This is a genomic window from Methylobacterium sp. A49B (assembly GCF_053346215.1).
In genome coordinates, this window is sequence record NZ_JBKFBO010000066.1 from 64533 (window position 1) to 84186 (window position 19654).

14 protein-coding genes are annotated in these 19654 nt (G+C 70.7%); 8 read left to right on the top strand and 6 right to left on the bottom strand.

The genetic code is table 11. The annotated features are described in order from the left end of the window. Positions 1-7: 7 nt before the first annotated feature. Positions 8-610: a 3-isopropylmalate dehydratase small subunit gene (leuD, locus tag ACLBX9_RS05900; RefSeq protein WP_010687446.1), complete on the top strand. Its 603-nt coding sequence runs from the start codon at positions 8-10 to the stop codon at positions 608-610. Positions 611-689: 79 nt separating this feature from the next. On the opposite strand, the gene ACLBX9_RS05905 is transcribed toward leuD, so the two are convergent. Then, positions 690-1361 carry an O-methyltransferase gene (locus ACLBX9_RS05905; protein WP_447718258.1) on the bottom strand — a complete coding sequence of 224 codons (672 nt, stop codon included), beginning with the start codon at positions 1359-1361 and terminating at the stop codon, positions 690-692. Between the two features lie 94 nt (positions 1362-1455). Here ACLBX9_RS05905 and ACLBX9_RS05910 point away from each other — a divergent pair, with 94 nt between their 5' ends. After that, positions 1456-2109 (top strand): TetR family transcriptional regulator, encoded by a 654-nt coding sequence (locus ACLBX9_RS05910; protein WP_010687444.1) that lies wholly within the window; start codon positions 1456-1458, stop codon positions 2107-2109. Between the two features lie 54 nt (positions 2110-2163). Here ACLBX9_RS05910 and ACLBX9_RS05915 read toward each other — a convergent pair whose 3' ends face one another. Next, positions 2164-2505 (bottom strand): carboxymuconolactone decarboxylase family protein, encoded by a 342-nt coding sequence (locus tag ACLBX9_RS05915; RefSeq protein ID WP_010687443.1) that lies wholly within the window; start codon positions 2503-2505, stop codon positions 2164-2166. 172 nt (positions 2506-2677) lie between these two features. On the opposite strand from ACLBX9_RS05915, the gene ACLBX9_RS05920 reads away from it, so the two are divergent. From ACLBX9_RS05920 to ACLBX9_RS05930, 3 genes are read left to right on the top strand one after another with little or no spacing between them, the layout of a single operon-like run. Beyond that, positions 2678-3892 (top strand): lytic murein transglycosylase, encoded by a 1215-nt coding sequence (locus ACLBX9_RS05920; protein WP_010687442.1) that lies wholly within the window; start codon positions 2678-2680, stop codon positions 3890-3892. Then, positions 3889-4272: a RidA family protein gene (locus ACLBX9_RS05925; protein ID WP_010687441.1), complete on the top strand. Its 384-nt coding sequence runs from the start codon at positions 3889-3891 to the stop codon at positions 4270-4272. Before ACLBX9_RS05920 ends, ACLBX9_RS05925 begins: the two co-directional genes overlap by 4 nt. 34 nt (positions 4273-4306) lie before the next feature. Beyond that, positions 4307-4918 carry a LysE family translocator gene (locus ACLBX9_RS05930; protein ID WP_447718259.1) on the top strand — a complete coding sequence of 204 codons (612 nt, stop codon included), beginning with the start codon at positions 4307-4309 and terminating at the stop codon, positions 4916-4918. Between the two features lie 194 nt (positions 4919-5112). On the opposite strand, the gene rplS is transcribed toward ACLBX9_RS05930, so the two are convergent. From rplS to argB, 3 genes are all read right to left on the bottom strand, one after another. Then, the gene (gene rplS, locus ACLBX9_RS05935) at positions 5113-5514 is read right to left on the bottom strand and encodes a 50S ribosomal protein L19 (protein ID WP_010687439.1); all 402 of its coding nucleotides are present in this window, start codon (positions 5512-5514) and stop codon (positions 5113-5115) included. A gap of 144 nt (positions 5515-5658) precedes the next feature. After that, positions 5659-6405 (bottom strand): pyrimidine 5'-nucleotidase, encoded by a 747-nt coding sequence (locus ACLBX9_RS05940; RefSeq protein ID WP_039894914.1) that lies wholly within the window; start codon positions 6403-6405, stop codon positions 5659-5661. A gap of 157 nt (positions 6406-6562) precedes the next feature. Beyond that, on the bottom strand, positions 6563-7456 hold the full coding sequence (argB, locus tag ACLBX9_RS05945; RefSeq protein WP_010687437.1) for an acetylglutamate kinase: 894 nt from the start codon (positions 7454-7456) through the stop codon (positions 6563-6565). 304 nt (positions 7457-7760) lie between these two features. On the opposite strand from argB, the gene ACLBX9_RS05950 reads away from it, so the two are divergent. The 3 genes from ACLBX9_RS05950 (at position 7761) to ACLBX9_RS05960 (ending at position 18269) form a co-directional block, all read left to right on the top strand. Then, a complete protein-coding gene (locus tag ACLBX9_RS05950) occupies positions 7761-9104 on the top strand; it encodes a UDP-glucose dehydrogenase family protein (RefSeq protein WP_447718260.1) in 1344 nt (447 codons plus the stop codon). Positions 9105-9462: 358 nt separating this feature from the next. Beyond that, the gene (locus ACLBX9_RS05955; RefSeq protein WP_447718261.1) at positions 9463-16905 is read left to right on the top strand and encodes an SDR family NAD(P)-dependent oxidoreductase; all 7443 of its coding nucleotides are present in this window, start codon (positions 9463-9465) and stop codon (positions 16903-16905) included. After that, positions 16902-18269 carry an aminotransferase class I/II-fold pyridoxal phosphate-dependent enzyme gene (locus ACLBX9_RS05960; RefSeq protein ID WP_447718262.1) on the top strand — a complete coding sequence of 456 codons (1368 nt, stop codon included), beginning with the start codon at positions 16902-16904 and terminating at the stop codon, positions 18267-18269. The genes ACLBX9_RS05955 and ACLBX9_RS05960 overlap by 4 nt, the downstream gene beginning before the upstream one ends. 266 nt (positions 18270-18535) lie before the next feature. Here the strand turns inward: ACLBX9_RS05960 and ACLBX9_RS05965 are convergent, their stop codons facing one another. Next, positions 18536-19651, bottom strand: coding sequence for a polysaccharide biosynthesis/export family protein (locus ACLBX9_RS05965; RefSeq protein ID WP_447718266.1), 1116 nt, complete (start codon positions 19649-19651; stop codon positions 18536-18538). Positions 19652-19654 lie beyond the last annotated feature (3 nt).

A 19654-nucleotide genomic window follows, 5' to 3' on the forward strand; every position in this document is an offset into this window, starting at 1 on the left:
TCAGACGATGGAAAAGTTCACGACCCTCGAGGGCGTCGCGGCGCCCATTCGGACGATTAATGTCGATACCGACCGGATCATCCCGGCGAAGTACCTGAAGACGATCAAGCGGACGGGTCTCGGCAAGAGCCTGTTCGCCGAGATGCGCTACCGCGAGGACGGCTCCGAGAATCCGGACTTCGTGCTGAACAAGCCGGCCTATCGGGACGCCAAGATCCTGGTCGTGGGCGACAATTTCGGCTGCGGCTCGTCCCGGGAGCATGCGCCCTGGGCGCTGGCCGATTTCGGCATCCGCTGCGTCATCTCCACGAGCTTCGCCGATATCTTCTTCAACAACTGCGCCAAGAACGGCATCCTGGCGATCGTCGTGGCGCCCGAGGACCTGGAGAAGCTGTTCGAGGACGCCGAGCGCGGCGCGAACGCCACCCTGTCGATCGACCTCGACGCCCAGACGATCAAGGGTCCGGATGGCGGCCAGCTGCACTTCGATATCGAGGAAGGCCGCAAGCACAACCTCCTGAACGGGCTGGACGAGATCGGCCTGACGCTGGCGCGCGCCTCGGCCATCGACGCCTACGAGGAGAAGCTCGCGCATCGGGAATGGGCCTGAGCGGCCGGACTATCGTTCCGACGGCGGCCGCCTCGGCGGTCGACCGCCGTTCGGGATCGGCCTCGGGCTTTTCCAGACCTCACCCGAGCCGCATCGACAGTTCCACGTCCTCGGCGAACCGGACCGACAGGTAGCCGCGGCTCGGTGCGCGCACCCGCGCCAGATAGTCCGGGCTGTGATCCGCGTTGTCGGCGACGACGAGGGCGCCCGGCCGGAGGCGGCTCTCCACGAGGCTGAGAACCTCCGGGTAGAGGCCCTTAGCCCCGTCGAGGAGCACCAGGTCGACCGCGTCGGGCAGGTCGAGGCCGAGGGTCTGAAGGGCGTCGCCCTCGCGGAATTCGACGAGGTCCGCCAACCCGGCCTCCATCAGGTTCGCCCGCGCCCGCACCACCTTGGACGGCTCGAACTCGCAGGTGACGAGCCGGCCGCCGCCGTTGTCGCGCAGGGCCGCGGCGAGGTGAAGGGTCGAGAGGCCGAAGGAGGTGCCGAACTCGACGACCGTCCGCGCGCGGCAGCTCCGGGCGAGCATGTAGAGCAGCCGGCCGGTCTCCCGCGAGACCGCGAGCGGCATGTCCTTGAGCCGGCTGTAGAAGTCTCGATAGCCGGTGCGGCTGCCCATGAGGCGCGTCCGCTCGTCCGCCGAAAGATCCCCGATGGCGCTCAAGGGTGAGGACGTCTCCGCCTGGGCGAAGAGACTGTCTAACAAGGATGCGATACGCGGTTCTGCGAGTGTAGAGGCTGAACGTGACATAGTGCGTTACTTTCCGTCTTGCATGTTTGACTGAACACAACGCAGAATACCGGCGCCCCCTGCCCTCGCCTATTCGCGTTCCGAGCGCCACCCCATGCCCGATCGGCCAAGTCCCGGAATCTCCAAGCGGAAACAGCCCCGGCAGGCCCGCTCCAACGACCTCGTCGCGGCGATCCTACAGGCGGCCACTCAGGTTCTGGCGGATGGCGGACCGGAGCGTTTCACGACGGCGCGGGTGGCCGAGCGGGCCGGCGTGAGCATCGGCTCGCTCTATCAGTACTTCCCCAACAAGGCGGCGATCCTGTTCCAGCTGCAGAGCGACGAGTGGCGGGACACGACCACCCTCCTCGCCGGGATCCTGCTGGATCGCGAGACGGCGCCGGACGATCGCCTGCGCGCCGCCGTCCACGCCTTCGTGCGCTCGGAATGCGCGGAGGCCGAGATGCGGCGGGCCCTGGACGAAGCCGCCCCGACCTATCGCGACGCGCCCGAGGCCGCGGAGCCGCACTTCGCCGGCACGCGGGCGTTCCAGGACTTCCTGCGCGCGGCGCTCCCCGCAACGCCCGAGGCGGAGCTGCGCGTCGCGGGCGAGATCATCGCGATGACCCTCGCCGAGGTCGGCGAGCGCATCTCGGAGACGGTGCGGACCGAGGCCGCCATGAACGCCTCCGCCGGAGCCCTGGCCGACATGCTCTGCGCCTACCTGGGACACCTCGGAGGCGGAGCCGCGATGGTCGCGCCATCCTGAAGGCGCCCCTCCGCGTCGATCCGGGAACGCCGCGGACCGGGCAGGCGGGCCGGCTCAGCCGCCCTCGCCGGTGAATGCCTCGAAGGCACGCGCGGTGTAGACCAGCGCGGCGCCCGCGTTCAGGGCTACGGCGACGCCGAGCGCCTCCACCACCTCCTCCCTGCTGGCCCCGGCCTTGCGCGCAGCCTCGGAATGGACGGCGATGCATCCGTCGCAGCGGGTCGTCACCGCCACCGCGAGGGCGATCAGCTCCCGGGTCTTCGCGTCGAGCTTGGGCTCCTTCGGGGTCGCGGCGGCGAGCTGATCGTGGGCTTGAAGTAGCGCCGGACTGACCGCCCCGATGCGCCCGAGCGTGCTCACCAATTCGGCGCCGTACTGCTTCCAATTCTTCATCATGGGCCGCGTCTCCCTGGTTCGACCATCCCGCCTCTCTCGGGCGGCACTGGTGCCAACCTACCGATAGGTAGATCCGGAGGTCAAGGTGCGCGTCTCGGCCACACGCTTCGTTAACCCACATGTCGCCTGATTCCGGCTGCAGATTACGTCCCGGACTCTGAGGATCGCCGACATGCCGAAGCACCCGACAGGACCGAGGACCGCGCGCGCCCTCGGTCTCTTCGCCGGCATCGCGGCCCTGCCCCTGGCGAGCCTGCCGGCCCGGGCCGATTTCGACGGCTGCCTCGCCGGGATCCAGTCGCAGGCCGCCGCGGCCGGCGTCTCGGCGCAGACCTTCCGGGCGGCGACGAGCGGGATCAGCTACGACGACAAGGTGATCGAGCTGTCCCAGGCGCAGCCTGAGTTCAAGACGCCGATCTGGGACTACATGGCCGCGCTGGTGGACGACGAGCGGGTCGAGGACGGACGCGCGGCCATGCGGCAGAACGCGGGCGCCCTCGCCCAGGCCGAGTCGCGCTACGGGGTCGACCGCTACACGATCGCGGCCGTCTGGGGTGTCGAGTCGAATTTCGGCAAGAACCTCGGCAAGATGCCGCTGGTGCAGTCCCTGGCGACGCTGGCCTGCTCGAACAACCGCCGCCGGGACTTCTTCCGTGGCGAGCTGATCGCCACCCTGCGGATCATCGAGCGCGGCGACATCGCGCCGGAGCGGCTCACCGGCTCCTGGGCCGGCGCCTTCGGCCAGACCCAGTTCATGCCCACCACCTATCACCGCCTCGCCGTCGACGGCGACGGCGACGGGCGGCGCGACGTAGTCGACTCGACGGCCGACGCCGTGGCCTCCACGGCGAACTTCCTGCACGTCGCCAAGTGGCAGCACGGTCAGGTCTGGGGCTACGAGGTGAAGCTGCCGCGCGGCTTCAACGTCGGCGCCGCCGGTCGCAAGAACAAGAAGCCGGTCGCCCACTGGTCGTCGCTCGGCGTGACCCGCGTGGACGGCCGTCCGCTCTCGGGCGAAGGTCCGGCCGGAATCATCGCGCCCGCCGGCATCGACGGGCCGGCCTTCCTGGTCACCAAGAACTTCGACGCGATCTACTCGTACAACGCCGCCGAGTCCTACGGCCTCGCCATCGCGGTCCTGTCGGATCGCCTGCGCGGCAAGGCCGGCGTCCAGGCGGCATGGCCGACCGACGACCCGCCCCTGTCGCGGGCGGAGCGGCGTGACCTCCAGACCCGGCTGGCCGCCCGCGGCTACGATGTCGGCGAGCCGGACGGCAAGGTCGGCCAGAAGACGCGCGACGCCATCAAGGACGTGGAGCGCCGGCTCGGCATGGCGCCCACGGGCCGTCCTGGCGGCAAGGTGCTGGAAGCCCTGCGCGGCGGATGAGCCGGCGGCTGATCGCGTCGGGCTCGCCGTTCGAGCGGGATTACGGCTACTCGAGGGCGGTCGTCGACGGGGACACCGTCTTCGTATCCGGAACGACTGGCTACGACTACGCCACCATGACGATGCCCGAGGGCGCCACCGCGCAGGCGGAGGCGTGCTGGCGGACGGTCGGGTCGGTGCTCGCCGAGGCCGGGGCGAGCCTCGCCGGCATCGTGCGCGCCACCTACTATGTCACCGACCGAGGCGACGCCGAGGCGGTGCTGGCCGTCTGCGGACGGGTGCTGGCCGACGTGCGGCCGGCGGCCACGATCGTGATCGTGGCCGGGCTCCTGCGCCCCGAGATGCGGGTCGAGATCGAGGTCACGGCGCGGATCGGGTAGGCTCTGCGCACGATCGCGGTGCTCGGATAACGACATGTCACCTGCCCTCTACGCCGCCTTCATCCTCGCCTCCCTGGGCCTCATCGCCCTGCCTGGCCCGAATGTCGGGCTGATCGTCGCGACGAGTCTGCGCCATGGGACGCGCTACGGTCTCGCCACGGTGCTGGGCACGACGGCGGCCATGCTGCCGCAACTCGCGCTCACCATTCTCGGCGCGAGCGCGCTGCTCGAGACTTCCGCGACGTGGTTCGAGATCCTGCGCTGGGTCGGCGTCGCCTACCTGCTGGTGCTCGCGCTGCGGGCCTGGCGCGTCTCCAAGGCCGAGGCGCCGCTCGTCCTCCCGCCGCGGTCGGTCCGCGGGATCGTCCTGCGCGGCTTCTTCGTCTCGCTGACCAATCCGAAGACTCTGCTGTTCTACGGCGCCTTCCTGCCGCAGTTCGTTGTGCCCGGTCCGGCGGCCGCGGGACAGATGACGCTGCTCGCCGTCACCTTCGTGGTCCTGGCGCTGGCCCTCGACTCCGCTTGGGCGATGCTCGCCGGCCGTCTCCGCGGTCGCGCGGCGCTGCCGGCGCGGTTGCGCGATCGGATCAGCGCCGGCTTCTATGCGGGCGCTGGGCTGGGGCTCGCGCTCGCCCGCCGGTCCTGATTCGAGCCGCTCGCGGCGGCCGCGGGCTCCGCGAGCGCAGCCAGGCGAGCGGGCCCGACGCTTGCTGCTTCCGCGTCGTTCACGCGCCGGGCGCGGGTGCCGGCGGCTGCAGGCATGAAAAAGGCGGCCCGGCTGAACCGGACCGGCCTGTCGCGTAGGGCCGCTCCGGCGCTGGCCGAGCGGCGATGGACGACTTACTCCGCGGCGGCGGGTGCCTCGGCGGCCGTGTCCTTGGCCTTGTAGCGGTCGGTGCGCTCGACGATGCGGGCCGACTTCCCGCGGCGGTCGCGCAGGTAGTACAGCTTGGCGCGGCGCACCTTGCCGCGGCGGGCCACCTTGATCGAATCGATCATCGGGGAATGGACCGGGAAGACGCGCTCCACGCCCTCGCCGTAGGAGATCTTGCGGACCGTGAAGCTCTCGTTGAGGCCACCGCCCGAGCGGGCGATGCAGACGCCCTCGTAGGCCTGAACGCGGGTGCGCTCGCCTTCCTTCACGCGGACGTTGACGATGAGCGTGTCGCCCGGCTCGAAATCCGGGATGGTCTTGGCGAGGCGCGCGACTTCCTCGCGCTCCAGCTGCTCGATGATGTTCATGGCATAGCTCCGGCCGTCGCGCCGTTCCGCCCCTCATGGGCGTTCGGCGCCAGGATTTCGGCGATCCTGTTGTGAGTTGCGCGGGTCTCTACAGGATCGCCGCCGGCTTGTCGATTGCCTTGCGCGCGGCCCGATCCGGCACCGTCAGGCGGCCGTTGCGCCCGCCTCGGGCAGCACGCAGGCCGACAGGAAGGCCGCCAGATCGTCCGTGATGTGGTCGATATGCGGCTCGCGCACCGCCTCCTGCTCGAAGGCCTCGCGGTAGGGATCCGTGATCCGGGGCACCACCAGCACGGTCGCCATCCCGAGGTCGTGCGGTACGGCGAGGTTGCGGGCGATGTCCTCGAACAGGGCCGCGCGGGTCGGCTCGACTCCGTGGACGCGCAGGAACAGCTCGTAGGTGGAGCGCTCCGGCTTGGGCACGAAGTCGGCGGCGGCGATGTCGAACACGTCCTCGAAATGGTCGAGGATGCCGAGCTTGGCGGCGACGTTCTCGGCGTGGCGGCGCGAGCCGTTGGTCAGGATCAGCTTGCGGCCCGGAAGCCGCTCGATCGCGTCGCCGAGGTCCTTGTCGAGCTTGATCGACGAGTGGTCGATGTCGTGGGCGAAGTCGAGGAAGTCGTGCGGATCGACGCCTTCCTCCTGCATCAGGGCCGACAGCGTCGTGCCGTAGCGGTGATAGAAGTGCTTCTGCAGGGCGCGGGCGGAGATCCCGTCGAGGCCGTAGAGCCGCATGACGTAGAGGGTGATGCGCTCGTCCACCTTCGGCCAGACCTGCGCGTCGCTCGGGTAGAGGGTGTTGTCGAGGTCGAACACCCAGGTGTCGACGTCGGCGAACCCGCGGGCTGCGGCGGTGGTGAACTGCGCCTTGTCGGGGTGATGCACCGGCATCCCTTCTGGAGTCGTGGTCCCCAAGCTGGAGTCTGGACCTGAAAGGCCAAGCTCGCAAGGCCGGCTTGCACGGAGCTGGACCGGGGCACGACAATGCGCGAGCGGGACGGAAGTTGCCCTCCCGCTCGCGGTCGCCGGGTCGGCCGGCGAAGGGCCCTCAGCCGCGCCGGATCAGCGTGCCGGCGCCGTAATCGGTGAAGAGTTCCAGCAGCACCGCGTGGTTGACCTTGCCGTCCAGGATGACGACCGCCTCGACGCCGCGCTCGATCGCGTACATGCAGGTCTCGATCTTGGGGATCATCCCGCCCGTGATGGTGCCGTCGGCGATCAGGCGGCGGCAATCCTCGACGGTGAGTTCGGGGATCAGCTTCTTGTCCTTGTCGAGCACGCCCGGGACGTCGGTGAGCAGCAGCAGGCGCTTGGCCCGGAGCGCCCCCGCGATCGCCCCCGCGAAAGTGTCGGCGTTGACGTTGTAGGTCTGTCCGTCCGCCCCGTAGGCGACGGGCGCCAGAACGGGGATCAGCTCGGCCTTCAGCACCGCGTCGAGGACGCCGCGCTCGACGTGATCCGGCTCGCCCACGAGGCCGAGATCGACGGTCTGCTCCACGTGGCTCTCGGGATCGACCACGGTCTTCATCGCCCGCTTGGCCCGGACCATGTTGCCGTCCTTGCCGCACAGGCCGACCGCCCGGCCGCCCTCGGCGGAGATCCAGCCGACGATCTGCTTGTTGATCAGGCCGGCCAGGACCATCTCGACCACCTCGACGGTGGCCTCGTCGGTCACGCGCAGGCCGCCGCGGAACTCGGACTGGATGCCGAGCCGGTCGAGCATCCGCCCGATCTGCGGGCCGCCGCCGTGCACGACGATCGGCTTCAGGCCGGATTGCTCCAGCAGGACGATATCCTCGGCGAAATCCTCCGCGGCCGCCCGGTCGCCCATGGCGTGGCCGCCGTACTTGATCACCACGATTTCCTGGTCGTAGCGCTGCATGTGGGGCAGCGCCTGGGCCAGGACCTCGGCGCGCACGTGCACGTTCGGCAATTCGGTCATCGCGGTCCTTCGCCGATCCTCGGAGCGGGGCCGCCGGGGCGGATCTGAGGCCGTCCCGCCGGGCGGTGGCGCTTCTACAGGAAGCCGCCCGCGCTGCGAAGCCGCATCACGCCGGGGGATCCGACGCGCGCGATCCCATGCGGACCGGGGAGAACAGCCGCGCTGTCAAAAAAACGTCACGCCTCCGGAGTGTTGCATGCTGGCGACAGATTGGAGCGCATCCAAGGTCGTCCGGGTTGCGGAACGGCGCGGCCCGGATCATGCTGCGTTGCAACAAGCGCAGGGCGGGCTGCCGGAGGGCCGAATGCGGATCGCGATGATTGGGGCCGGATATGTCGGCCTGGTCTCCGGAGCCTGCTTGGCGGATTTCGGCCACAGCGTGGTCTGCATCGACCGTGACCCCGACAAGATCGCGAGCCTGAACGCTGGCCGCATGCCGATCTACGAGCCCGGGCTCGATGCCCTGGTGGCCGAGAACGTCAGGCAGGGGCGGCTCGCCTTCCGCACCGCCATGCCGGAGGCGGTGGCCGAGGCCGACGCGGTGTTCATCGCGGTGGGCACGCCCTCGCGCCGCGGCGACGGCTTCGCCGATCTCAGCTTCGTCTTCGACGCCGCCCGGGAGATCGCCGGTGCGCTGTCGGGCTTCACCGTGGTGGTGACCAAGTCGACCGTTCCGGTCGGGACCGGCGACGAGGTCGAGCGAATCATCCGGGACGCCAATCCCGCCGCCGAGGTCTCGGTGGCGTCGAACCCGGAATTCCTGCGGGAGGGCGCGGCGATCGCGGACTTCAAGCGCCCCGACAGGATCGTGGTCGGCACGCAGGATGCCCGCGCCGAGGCGGTGATGCGCGAGGTCTACCGGCCGCTCTACCTCAACCAGGCGCCGATCCTGGTCACGGACCGGCGCACGGCCGAACTCACCAAATACGCCGCCAACGCCTTCCTGGCCGCCAAGATCACCTTCATCAACGAGATCGCGGATCTGTGCGAGCAGGTCGGCGCCGACGTCCAGCAGGTCGCCCGCGGCATTGGGCTGGACAAGCGCATCGGGCCGAAGTTCCTGCATGCCGGTCCCGGCTACGGCGGCTCGTGCTTCCCCAAGGACACGCTGGCGCTGGTCAAGACCGCCCAGGATGCCGGCACCCCCCTGCGGCTGGTCGAGACCGTGGTGGCGGTCAACGACCAGCGCAAGCGCGCCATGGCCCGCAAGGTGATCAAGGCCTGCGGCGGCTCCGTCCGCGGGAAAACGATCGCGCTCCTCGGCCTGACCTTCAAGCCCGACACCGACGACATGCGCGACGCGCCCTCGCTCGCCATCGTGGCCGGGCTGCAGGATGCGGGCGCGAAGGTGCGCGCCTACGATCCGGAGGGCATGGACCACGCCCGCGCCCTGATGCCCGGGGTGGATTACGCCGAGAACGCCTACGCCTGCGCGGAGGGCACCGAGGCGGTGGTGATCGTGACCGAGTGGAACGCGTTCCGTGCGCTCGACCTGGACCGGCTGCGCAGGATCATGTCCTCCGCGGAATCCGCGCCCGTGCTGGTCGACCTGCGCAACATCTACGATCCCGCCAGCGCCGCGCGACACGGTTTCACCTATTGCGGTGTCGGACGAAACAAGGAGAGCGGGGCGCCGAGCGCGTCCTGATCATCGGAGCGGCGGCCGGCGCCGCGCTATTCTTGCGCCAGATCTGTGCGGCGCCTCGAAGATCTCTTGGGGGATCCGGCCAGACGGCTTCCGGCCGCCGGGTCGCAACTGTGGCTTTTCGATGATCGTCCCAGCGTCTCAACAGGCAGCCGGGCTGTTCAATCCTCGGAATCTGATCGTCGGCACTGGATAAGCGTCTGATGAATACATGTCACAGCCTCCGGCAATTTTGCTACGCAGGGATGACCTCGCGTCCGGGCCGGTTGGACACCGCAATGGTGCCACAGTAAGGGGTGACAGGGTACTCACTCGTCGCGAGCCGAGCCGACTTCCGATAACGAGCGTGTGCGAACCGAACGTGACACAACGTACAGACATTGCGATCGTCGGACGCGCATGCCGACTGCCCGGGGCCCCGAGCGTCGACGGGCTGTGGTCACTCCTCTCCGAGGGGCGCTGCGCCGTCAGCAAGGTGCCGGCCGACCGGTTCTCCCTGGAGCGGTTCGCCCACCCGCGCGCCCATGAGCGCGGCAGGAGCTACACCTGGGCGGCGGGCGTCATCGACGACGTGTGGTCCTTCGACCCGGCGGTGTTCGGCATCTCGCCCCGCGAGGCTGAGCAGATGGATCCACAGCAGCGCATGCTGCTGGAGCTGACCTGGGAAGCGCTCGAGGACGCGGGCCTGCGCCCGTCGAGCGTGGCCGGCAGCAACATCGGCGTGTTCGTCGGCGCCTCGTCCCTCGACTACGGCAACCTGCGCATCCTCGACGCGCCGTCGGGCGACGCCTACGCGGCCACCGGCAACACGCTCTCGATCATCTCGAACCGCATCTCGTACATCTTCGACCTGAAGGGCCCGAGCTTCACGGTCGACACGGCCTGCTCGTCCTCGCTGGTGGCCTTCGACAACGCCGTGCAGGCGATCCGGTCGGGCCGCGTCGACACGGCCGTCGTCGCCGGCGTGAACGTGCTGGCGAGCCCGTTCAACTTCATCTGCTTCTCCAGCGCGCAGATGCTCTCGCGCACCGGCCTGTGCCAGGCGTTCTCCAAGAACGCCGACGGCTACGTGCGCTCGGAGGGCGGCGTGGTGTTCGTGCTGCAATCGGCCGAGGCCGCGCGGCGCAACGGCGCCACGGTCCGCGCCGTGGTGGCGGCCTCCGGCATCAACTCGGACGGCCGGACCACCGGCATCTCCCTCCCCTCGGGCTACGCCCAGGGCGCGCTTCTGGAGAAGGTGTATCGCGAGGCCGAGATCCGGCTCGACGACCTCGCCTTCATGGAGGCGCACGGCACCGGCACGCCGGTGGGCGACCCGATCGAGGCCTCGGCCATCGGCTCGAAGCTCGGCCGCGGCCGGCAGGCGCCGCTGCCGATCGGCTCGATCAAGACCAATATCGGCCACACCGAGCCGGTCTCCGGCCTCGCCGGCCTGATGAAGGCGACGCTCGCGCTCGAGCACGACCTCGTGCCGCCTTCGCTGCACGCGGCCGAACTGAATCCCGAAATCCCCTTCGGCGAACTCAACCTGCGCGTCGTGCGCGAGCCGCTGAAGATCGGCCGCAACGGGCGCGAGCGTTTCGCCGGCGTGAACTCGTTCGGCTTCGGCGGCACCAACGCCCACGTGGTCATCACCGATGCCCCGGCCTGGGCGAAGCCGAGCGCGGCGACCCCGGCGCCGGAGGCCCAGGTCCTGCTGCTCTCGGCCCAGAGCCGGGCGGCGCTGAACGAGCTGGCCCTCGACTACGCCGAGCGTCTCGAGGCCGAACCCGCCCAGGCTCCGACCATCGCGGCGGCCGTCGCGCATCGCCGGGAGCGCATGCCGGCCCGCCTGGCGGTCGCCATCGACGGCAAGACCGACGTCGCCGCCGCGCTCCGCGCCGTCGGCGAGGGCGAGGACACGCAGGACGCCTTCACCGGCACCGCGGTCGACCGGGTCGCCGAGGTGGCCTTCATCTATTCCGGCAACGGCAGCCAGTGGGCCGGCATGGGTCGCGAGGCCTACGAGGAGAACGCGGTCTTCCGCGCGACCTTCGACCGGATCGACGCCCTGTTCCGCCCCTACTCGAACTGGTCGCTGAAGGAGGCGCTCTACGCCGACGATCTGGACGAGCGCCTCGCGCTCACCAGCGTCTCGCAGCCGCTGATCTTCGCCATCGAGAGCGCCTCCACGGCCGCCCTCAAGGCCAAGGGCCTGATCCCGTCCTACGTCCTCGGCCACAGCGTGGGCGAGATCGCGGCCGCCGAGGCCGCGGGGATCCTGAGCCTGGAGGATGCGGTCCGGGTCATCTACTACCGCAGCCACCACCAGGAGACGACTCACGGCCAGGGCACCATGGCGGTGCTGCTGATGCCGTCCGAGGAGGTCGAGACCTTCCTCAAGGATTTCCCGACCCTCGACATCGCCGCCTACAACAGCCCGAAGGCCGTGACGGTCGCCGGGCCGGTGGCCGATATCGACGCCGCCATCAAGGCCCTCTCGCGCAAGCGCCGCCGCGGCCGCAAGCTCGACCTCGCCTACGCCTTCCACGGCCGGCTGATGGACCCGACCGAGAAGCCGCTGCTGCGCGACCTCTCGGGCCTGAAGTCCCGGGCCGGCACCACCGCGATGGTCTCCACCGTCACCGGCTCGGTGCTGGACGGAGCCCATTTCGGCGCCGGCTACTGGTGGCGCAACATCCGCGAGCCGGTCCGCTTCTGCGAAGCCGTCCAGGATGCCACCCGCCGCGGCGCCCGCGTGTTCGTCGAGGTCGGCCCGCGCGCGACCCTGATGTCGCATGTTGGCGATGCGGTCGAGCCGCTCGGCATCGAGACCGCCACGGTCGGCGTCATGCACCGCAAGGCCTCCGGCGGCGACCCGATCGCCAAGGCGGTCAGCGCCGCCCTGGTCCAGGGCGCACAGGTCGACGAGACCCTGCTGTTCGGCGACGCGCCGAAGGGTGACATCCGCCTGCCGACCTATCCTTGGCAGCGCCGCCCGTTCCGCCTCGCCGACACCACCGAGGGCGTCGGCGCGATGAGCCCCCGCCCCTACCACCCGCTGATCGGGTCGCGCACGACCTTCGACGGCCTGGAGTGGAACGGCTTCGTCGATCCGGCGACCGTGCCGGAGCTGGAGGACCACAAGGTCGACGGCCAGGTGATCATGCCCGGCGCCGGTTTCGTCGAGATGGCGCTGGCCTGCGTCCGCGAAGCCCTGCGCGACGACGAGGTCGTGCTGGCCGATTTCGAGATCGTCGCGCCGATGGTGTTCGCCGAGGACGCGCTGCGCGAAGTCGCGGTGCGCCTGTCAGGCTCCGGCAACGGCATCCAGGTTCTGAGCCGTCCGCGCCTGACCCAGACCCCCTGGCAGCTGCACGCCCAGGCCAAGATCGTCGAGGGGACCTTCTCGGCCCCGAAGGTCCCCGACCTGGACGGCTTCAGCTTCGACACCGCGGGCGACCACGTGCTCACGGGCGACGCGCTCTACGCGAAGGCCCTCGCCTCGGGCCTCGCCTTCGGCCCGAGCTTCCAGCAGGTCGCCATGAGCGCCCGGCTGGACGATGCCACCATCGTGTCCGATCTGCTGCCGGCCGAGCCCGACACCCGCTACGGCCTCGTGCCGAACCGCCTCGACGCCTGCTTCCACGGGCTGATCCTGCTCTTCGCTGACCTGCTCGGCGAGAACGGCGGCAAGGCCTATATCCCGGTGCGCTTCGGCGAGGTCCGGCTGCTGCGCCCCGGCGCGGTGATCGCCCGCTCGATCATCCGCACCCGCCGCTGCAACGAGCGCTCGATCCTGGCGGACTTCACCCTCCTCGACGCCGAGGGCGCCGTCGTCGCCACGATCCGCGAGGGCCGGTTCCAGGCCCTGCGTGCCAAGAACGGCGGCGACCTCTCGGCCTTCGCGATCTCGCAGATGCCGGAGCTCGCCACCGAGCCGACCGCGATCCCGATGGAGCGCCGCCCGAGCGTGGCCGCGCGGCTGCGTCCGCTCGCCGCCGAGGCGAAGGGGCCGTCCGACGCCGCCCTGTCGCCGGGCCACCTCCTGCTGGAGGGCTGGGCGACCTCGCTGGCCTACCGCCTCGCCTCCGGGCTGGCGCAGGGGGAGACCGTCTCGGTCACCGACAGCCGCGTGCCCGAGGCCCTGCGCCCCTGGCTGCTGAACGCCCTCTACGCCCTGGAGAGCAGCGGACTCGCCGAGCGCGCGGGCCAGAACTGGACGCTGGGCGACGGCTCGGCGCTCCCGGCCCCCGACGAGATCATGCGCTGGATTGCCGGCGACCACCCGGACCTCTCGGCCGAGCTGGTGCTGATCGCCGATGTCGGCGCCCTGGTCGACCGCCTGCTGGCCGGGAAGCTGACCGACGCGCCCGCGCTCCCGCAAGGGGCGATCGACGCCTTCGTGCTGCGCTCGGCCACCGCGCGCCACGGCGCCGACGTGGTCGCCACACTGATCGAGCGCAGCCGTGCCCAGCTCCCGAAGGAGCGAGCGCTGCGCGTCCTTCAGGTCGGCTTCGGCCCGCTCTCGGCCCAGGCCGCGAGCTTCGCCGCCGCCGCCGAGGCCCGGCTGACCGTGTTCGAGACCGACCGCAGGCTCGCCGAGCGCGCCCGCCTGTCGCTCGGTCGTACGGCCGCCGTGGCCGAGACCGCGGACGAGCTCGCCCCGGCGAGCTTCGACCTGATCCTGGCCTCCGGCAGCCTGCATCGCGGCGACCGCGCCCTTCCGGGCCAGCTCGCCGGGGCGCTCGCCACCGGCGGCCTGCTGGTGGCCGTGGAACCGGGCGCATCCCTGTTCCGCGACCTCGTGTTCGGCCTCACGGCCGGCTGGTTCGAGGAGGCCGTGGGCGGCCTGCCGGTAGGCCGGCTGGAGGACATCGAGGGCTGGCAGCGGACTCTCAGCGCCCACGGCCTCGTCAAGGTCGAGGTCGAGCGCGCGGCCTCCGCCAACGGCGACGACCTGCTGCTGACCGCTGAGGCGCCGGTGCGTCCGGGCCCAGCTCCGGCGCAGAGCTTCGCCTTCATCATCGGCTCCGACGACGAGTTCGCGGCCGAGACCGCCTCGTCCCTGGCGACCCTGCTGGTCGCGGGTGGCGTGCACGTCTCGATCATCCTCGACTCCGAGACCTCCCTGATGGAGCTGGAGAAGGAGACCCCCGACACGGTGGTGTTCCTGGCCGGCGCCTTCACCCGCGGCGGCGAGGCGTCCGAGCGTCTGCGCGACCGCTGCCTCAGCCTGAAGCGCTGCACCGAGCATCTCGGTGCCCGCCAGACCAAGCTCTGGGTCGTGGCGCCCGGCGCCACCCGCGACCGCGGCGGCCAGACCACCAACATCGAGGCCGGCGTGTGGGCCTTCTCCCGCACGCTCGCCAACGAGGCCCCGAACCTCGACGTCCGCCGCATCGACCTCTCCCCCGAGATGTCGTCGAAGCGCGCCTCCGAGCGCCTGCGCGACCTCATCCTCTCCGGCACGCCGGAGACCGAGATCGTGCTGGACGACGAGCGGACACAGGTCGTGCGCTTCCATGCGGGCCGGCCGCAGCACCGGGATCCGGCGGATCTGGTCCCGGCCGAGGCGGCGCGCCTGGAGCGCAGCAACACCGGCGGCTTGAGCGAGATGGTCTGGGGTCCGGCCGAGCGCCGCGCCCCCGGCAAGGGCGAGATGGAGATCGCGGTTGAGGCCACCGGCCTCAACTTCCGCGACGTGCTCTGGGCGCTCTCGATGCTCCCCGAGGAGATCCTGGAGGACGGCTTCGCCGGCCCCCGGCTGGGCCTCGAGTGCGCCGGCCGCGTCACCGCCGTCGGCCCGGGCGTGAAGGGCTTCAAGGTGGGCGACCCGGTCGTCGCCTTCGCCCAGTCGGGCTTCGCCACCCACATTGTGGTGCCCGACCTCGTCGTCTCGCCGATGCCGCAGGGCCTCGACCCGATGGCGGCCGCCACCGTGCCGGTGGCCTTCCTCACGGCCTATTACGGCCTCGTCTCCTGCGCCCGGATGCGGCGCGGCGAGTGGGTGCTGGTCCATGGCGGCGCGGGCGGCGTCGGCCTCGCGGCCCTGCAGATCGCCAAGCTCAAGGGCGCCCGGGTCATCGCCACGGCCGGCTCCCGGGAGAAGCGGGCGCTCGTGAAGGCGCTGGGTGCCGAGCACGTGCTCGATTCCCGCTCGCTGGCCTTCGTGGACGAGGTCCGGGCAATCACCGGCGATGGCGTCGACATCGTGCTGAACAGCCTGTTCGGCGAGGCGATGGAGCGCTCGCTCAACGCGCTCCGGCCGTTCGGCCGCTTCGTCGAGCTGGGCAAGCGCGACTACGTCGCCAACACCCATATCGGCCTGCGCCCGTTCCGGCGGAACCTCAGCTACTTCGGCGTCGACCTCGACCAGGTCATTCAGCACCAGGGCGACGACGGCGCGCGGATGTTCCGCGAGGTGATGGCGCTGTTCAATGACGGCGGCCTCAAGCCCCTGCCCTACCAGCCCTTCACGGCGGCCGAGACATCGGACGCGTTCCGGCTGATGCAGCAGTCCGGCCATATCGGAAAGATCGTGATCAGCCCGCCGAAGGCCGGCACGATCATGAAGGACACGGCCCGGCCGTTCACGGTCTCGGCCGAGGGCGTCCACCTGCTGACCGGCGGCCTCGGCGGCTTCGGCCTTGAGGCGGCGCGCTGGCTGATCGACCGCGGCGCCAAGCACCTCGTGCTCGCCGGCCGCAAGGGCGCGGCCACCGACGAGGCGAAGGCCATCGTCGCGGAACTCACCGCGCGGGGCGTGACCGTCGAGGCCAAGGCCGTCGACATCACCAGCCGCGCTTCGGTGGACCGGCTCATCGCCGGGATCGAGCAGGGCGGCAGGAAGCTCGCCGGCGTGCTCCACGCCGCGGCGGTGCTCCAGGACGGCCTGATCTCCAACATCGACGCCGCGGCGCTCGACGCGGTGATCGGCCCGAAGGTGGTCGGCGCCCAGCATCTGGACGCCGCGACCCGCGACCGGAGCCTCGACTACTTCGTCCTGTTCTCCTCGGCGACGACCTTCATCGGCAACCCGGGCCAGGGCTCCTACGTGGCCGCCAACGGCTTCATGGAAGGTCTGGCGCGCCAGCGCCGCCGCCGCGGCCTGCCCGCCCTGGCGGTGGCCTGGGGTGCCATCGGCGACGTCGGCATGCTCGCCCGCAACAAGGCGGTCATGGAAGGCCTTGCCGGCCGCGTCGGCGTCACGCCGATGGAGGCCCGCCGCTGCCTCGACCTGATGGCCGAGGCGCTGGGCAGCCAGGGCGCGTCCCCCGACGAGGCCGTCATCGCCATCGCGGCGATGCACTGGGGCAAGGCGCGGGAGCGTCTCGCCACGATGCGCTCGCCGAGCTACGCCGAACTCGGGTCGGACCAGCAGGCCGAGGCCGGCGGCGTCCAGGCGATCAACATCGCCGCGCTCCTCAAGGGCGGCGACCTCGACGCGGTCCGCAAGACCGTGGCGGACGCGATCGTCGAGGACATCGCCCGCATCCTGCGCCTGCCGAAGGACGACATCAGCCGCGTGCGTCAGCTCTCGGAGATCGGCCTCGATTCGCTGATGGGCGTCGAGCTCGGCGCCAGCCTGCAGGAGCGCTTCGCCCTCGACGCGCCCCCCGCCGGACTTTCCTCGGGCATGACCGTCAACGAGCTGTCGGAGTCCTTAATTCAGGCGGTTTCCGCGCCCATGGACGAGACGGCCGGCGTCGCGATGAGCCTCGTCTCAAAGCATGTCGGCGGTGAGGTGGATGCGCAGATCCTCGCGCCTCTCAAGGAACTCATCGAGCAGACGTCCAGCGAGATCAAAGAGACCAACTCATGACCGATACGGCACGGCCGGACGGCGGGCGCGCGGCGCTCGCCGGCTTCGTGACCAACCGGCTCGGGCGCGCCACGCCGCGCCCGGCCCCCGTCAAGGCGGCCTCCCCCGCCGGCAAGTCGGCGGCGCAGAATTTCGAGAATCTGCCGGGCTACCGCGAGCTGAAGCTCCAGCGTCAGGCGGCCGATCTGATCGGCCTGGGCAACCCGTTCTTCCGCGTCCACGACGCCAAAGCCGGGGCGACCACCCGGATCGACCAGAAGAGCTTCACCAACTTCTCGTCCTACGATTATCTCGGCCTGAACGGCCATCCGCGGGTGAGCAACGCGGCGCGCGAGGCGATCGACGCCTACGGCACCTCCTCGTCGGCGAGCCGCGTGGTGGCCGGCGAGCGGCCCGGTCACATCAGCCTCGAGCAGGCGCTGGCCAAGCACTACCAGTCCGAGGGCTGTGTGGTGATGGTGAGCGGACACGCCACCAACGTGACCACCATCGGCGCGCTGCTGGAAGCCGGCGACGTGATCTTCCACGACGCGCTCTCCCACAACAGCATCGTCACGGGCGCGCAGCTCTCCGGCGCCCAGCGCCGCTCCTTCGCGCACAACGATCTCGACGCCCTGGAGACCCTGCTCCAGTCGACCCGCCACGAGCACCGCCGGGCGCTGATCGTGGTCGAGGGCCTCTACAGCATGGACGGCGACGCGCCGGACCTCGCCGGACTTGTCGCCCTCAAGAAGCGCTACGATGCGTGGCTGATGGTCGACGAGGCGCACGGCCTCGGCGTTACCGGCCGCACCGGCGCCGGCCTGTTCGAGCATTGCGGTGTCGACCCCCGCGAGGTCGACATCTGGATGGGCACGCTGTCGAAGACGCTCTCGACCTGCGGCGGCTACATCTGCGGGCCGATCGCGCTGATCGAGTACCTGAAGCACTCGGCCGGCGGCTTCGTCTACAGCGTCGGCATGTCGCCGCCGCTGGCGGCCGCCGCCGAGGCGGCGCTGGCCGTGATGCACGCCGAGCCGGAGCGGGTCGAGCGCCTGCGCCAGAACGGGACGTTGTTCCTGGCCACCGCCAAGAAGCTCGGCCTCGACACCGGATTCAGCCTCGGCCTCGCGGTCGTGCCGATCATCGTGGGCGATTCGCTGAAGGCCGTCACCCTGTCGGACCGGCTGTTCCGCCGGGGCATCAACGTGCAGCCGATCATCCATCCGGCGGTGCCGGAGCGGGCCTCGCGCCTGCGCTTCTTCCTGACCTCCGAGCACACGCCCGACCAGATCCGCGACACCGTCAACGCGGTGGCGGAGGAACTGGCGGCGATCGACAAGGGCGGCTCTCTGATCGAGCAGTTGCTGGCCAAGCGGGTCTGAGCGCGGTCGGGGCTTCTGCCTCGGGTGTCTGATGCGGGGTCACACAGCCAAACGGGGCGTGGATATCATCCGCGCCCCGTTTGGCGTTTCAGCGTAGGACGGCGTGGGCGCGACGCCTGCGCTTGAGGACTTGAGTCGGTTCAGCCCGTCTCCGAAAGCGCGGGCGGAGCGTACTGGCTCAGTATCGGCGCGCCGCCGCCGCAGCTGGCCAAACTTGGAGCCGGAGCGCCGCTGACAGCCGGCGATATGGACGTTGCCGGTCCAGCTCAGTTTCTCGTGTACGCGTAGGCGGTGGCCGCGGAGGCGACCGGGCCGGTGACGCCGCTGAAGGCCGAGAGCACCTTCGACACCTCGGTGAACGGCGCGTTCGACACGTAGACGAGGTCGCGGTTGCGCATGCGGAATGCCTGGCTGACGAACAGGCTGTTGGGGTCGCGCATGTCGATCCGGTAGACCACCGGCACCAGCGGCGTGCCCAGGAGCTTCGAGCCCGGGTTCAGCCGGCGCACCACGCTGGCCGGCTCGAACCGGAAGATGAACGTGCCCGCCGGGTCGGCGGCGAAGTCCGACAGCCCGCGCGCCTTGGCCAGCGCCTGCGCCAGGGTGATCCCGTCGGCCTGGAACGGCAGCTCGGTGCTGTTGCCCAGCGCGCCCACCGCGATGAAGGTCTGCGGGTCGCGCACCAGGGTCAGCACGTCGTTGGGCCGCAGGTAGATGTTCTCACGCGGGTTCGACACCACCGTGGTCAGCGGCACCGTGGCGGTGACCGGCCCGCGCGAGAGCCGCACGAAGGTCTCGTTGACCGGCGCGCGGTTGCCGCCCGCGGAGGCGATGACGTCGAGGATGCGGTCGCCGTGGCCCGACAGCGGCAGGCGGGCGCCGGCCGCGCCCTCGCCGGTGACGGTGACCGCCTGGCTGATCGGGCGGGTGACCGAGACCAGCACCTGCGGCTGGATGGCCTTGCCGGCGAGCTCGTTCTCGATGAGCGCCTGCACGTCCTGGGTGCGGCGGCCGGCGACCTTGATGCGGCCGGCATAGGGCACCGAGATGGCGCCGTCGCGCCCGACCGGCTGCTCGGGGATGAGCGCGGACTTCGAGCCGGCGGAGAAGCGGTCGGCGACCAGCGGTCCGGAGAACAGGCCGCCGGAGCCGGCTTCCCAGACGGAGACGGAGACCATGTCGCCGATGCCGATCACCGGCTCGGAGGACGGGCGGTGGTCGCCGAAGGAGGCGAGCAGGCTGTCCAGCGGCCGGCCGCGCAGGGCCTCGACGACGCTCGGGGTGACGTCGATGATCTCGTAGCGCGCCAGAAGACCGCCATCCGCCGTCGCCACCTCGGCGCCGGCCTGGATCATGCTCGCCGTCGGTCCCGCCGCGGGCAGGTA